The organism is Synechococcus sp. R6-5 (assembly GCF_047461775.1).
GTDB lineage: Bacteria > Cyanobacteriota > Cyanobacteriia > Thermostichales > Thermostichaceae > Thermostichus.
The window spans coordinates 1-1,844 of the sequence record NZ_JANSHV010000358.1 but is presented as its reverse complement, the minus strand read 5'-3'; the positions used below and the strand labels follow the sequence as shown (position 1 = coordinate 1,844).

The window sequence follows — 1,844 nt, the reverse complement described above, 5'->3', positions numbered from 1 at the left end:
TATTATTGACTAGAGTCATGCTCCTGCTGCATTTTCCGCATTTCTTGAGGCATCTCCCGCAGCTCCTCTTGGGCTTGATCCGTGCAGCGCTCGATGGCGCGGGTGCGCCTGTCAAAGCCGGCGACGGTCAAGTTTTTGGATCCCTCTCTGGATCAACCTGGCCAGAACCAGAGGGGAGGCTGTCTGGGTTTAAAATAGCGGGGCTGCAGACTTTCCCACCAAGCGCTCATGAACTCGCCCAGCTTACTCTGGCCGGATCCCGACGGGATCCCAGTGCCCTCTCAACCGGGGATCCTCGGCATTTTGGCTTCCGGCAATGGCAGCAATTTCGAAGCTATTGCCCAAGCCATTGAGGCTGGGGAACTACAGGCCCAGATTGCTGTGGTCATCACCAACAATCCCAAAGCTTATGTGCGGCAGCGGGCCCAAAAGCGAGGGATCCCTTGCGTCTTGCTCGACCACCGAGACTACCCCCGTCGCGAAGATCTGGACGCCGCCATTGTCCAGGTGCTCTGGCAGCATCACGTGGAATGGGTGATCATGGCCGGGTGGATGCGCCTGGTTACCCAGGTGTTGTTGTCTGCCTACCCGGATCGCGTCTTGAACCTGCATCCCAGCCTGCTGCCCAGTTTCAAGGGCCTGCGTGCCGTTGAACAAGCCCTGAAGTGCGGTGTGAAAATCGCCGGCTGCACCGTTCATCGGGTCACCCTGGAAATGGACAGTGGCCCCATCGTGGCCCAAGCAGCCGTGCCGGTTCTGCCCGAAGATACCGTGGAATCCCTTTACCGGCGCATCCAGGCCCAGGAGCACCGCCTCTACCCGCTGGCCATCCGCCTCTGCCTGGCAGAGGGATCCCTGCTACCCAAGTCTTCGGGGAAGCTGCACAATTGAGGTTAAGTCCAACGCTGGCGCATCCCATGGCCGAGATCCCGCCTCTCCTCGTCTTCGATAGCCCGGTGATCCTGGCCGGTCGTCTGGCTCTATGGCAGGAGTGGGCTCGATTTGGGGTGTGTGTGCTGCCGCAGGCAGTGATGGCCGAGTTGGAACGCCTGACCCGGCAGGCTATTGATCCCCAGGAAGAATCGACAGCCCGCGAGTTTTTGCGCCACTGGCCCAGCCTGGGGTTTGCCGTCTCAGAAGCCCGTGCCTTGGTGGGTGGCGCCGGTGCCGGCGATCAGTCCATGAGGGTACGTTTGGAAGAAGCGATTGCCGAATGCGCCTATGCCCTGGCCCAGCAGCAGCCGGGAACGCTGGTGGTTTTGGTCAGCAACGACCGGCCTTTGGTGGGGCGAATTCAGGGTCTGGGTCTCAACAACCTCTGTGCCATCTCTCTGGCAGAGCTGAACCGGTGGATGCGTCAGCAGCAGCGCCCTCAGGCTGTGGTTATGGCTTTGAATCGGTTACCAGGGCCACCCATTCCTGCCGCCCAGTTGACGTCCTCTACCCTCGCTCCACCTGCCCGTCCCTTGAGTTCCTCTCCAGCTTCCGGGAACCCCCCCGCCCAGGCGCGGCAGCGGTCTGGAGCTGCTCAGGTGGGGCCGAGTACAGCCCGCCTCTGGCCCTTTTTGAAAAGCCTACAGAATGCCCTTGCGTTGTTGCTGGCCCTGGTTTTCCTCTCGGCAACCGGGTTGCTGGCCTGGCGCCTGCTCGATCCAGAAGGAAGTGAAGGGATCTGGCAGCGGCTACCTCTCTCTCGGATCCCTTGGATTCGGGATCTATAGCCAGTTATTCCGAACCAACTTAAGACCCTTTCCGGTCTTCAGCCGGCCGCAGTCACTTTATAGTCGTTTCAGTTATTTCAGGTTAGGGTGAGACTCCTGGGCTGCTGATCGCGCCAGCGGGAC

The 1,844-nt window shown here is 60.6% G+C and carries 3 protein-coding genes; 2 read left to right on the top strand and 1 reads right to left on the bottom strand.

Features of this window, described 5'->3' with window-relative positions:
- Positions 1-2: 2 nt before the first annotated feature.
- Positions 3-131, bottom strand: coding sequence for a hypothetical protein (locus NW818_RS13720; RefSeq protein ID WP_414356470.1), 129 nt, complete (start codon positions 129-131; stop codon positions 3-5).
- A gap of 97 nt (positions 132-228) precedes the next feature.
- On the opposite strand from NW818_RS13720, the gene purN reads away from it, so the two are divergent.
- Together purN and NW818_RS13710 are read left to right on the top strand one after the other, a co-directional pair.
- Positions 229-891, top strand: coding sequence for a phosphoribosylglycinamide formyltransferase (gene purN, locus NW818_RS13715; RefSeq protein ID WP_414413075.1), 663 nt, complete (start codon positions 229-231; stop codon positions 889-891).
- A gap of 26 nt (positions 892-917) precedes the next feature.
- Positions 918-1,721 (top strand): PIN domain-containing protein, encoded by an 804-nt coding sequence (locus NW818_RS13710; protein ID WP_414343432.1) that lies wholly within the window; start codon positions 918-920, stop codon positions 1,719-1,721.
- Positions 1,722-1,844 lie beyond the last annotated feature (123 nt).

Bases quoted from the DNA above. Each gene is read 5' to 3' on its own strand.
- NW818_RS13710 (WP_414343432.1), top strand. From the start codon at position 918: ATGGCCGAGATCCCGCCTCTCCTCGTCTTCGATAGCCCGGTGATCCTG.
- purN (WP_414413075.1), top strand. From the start codon at position 229: ATGAACTCGCCCAGCTTACTCTGGCCGGATCCCGACGGGATCCCAGTG.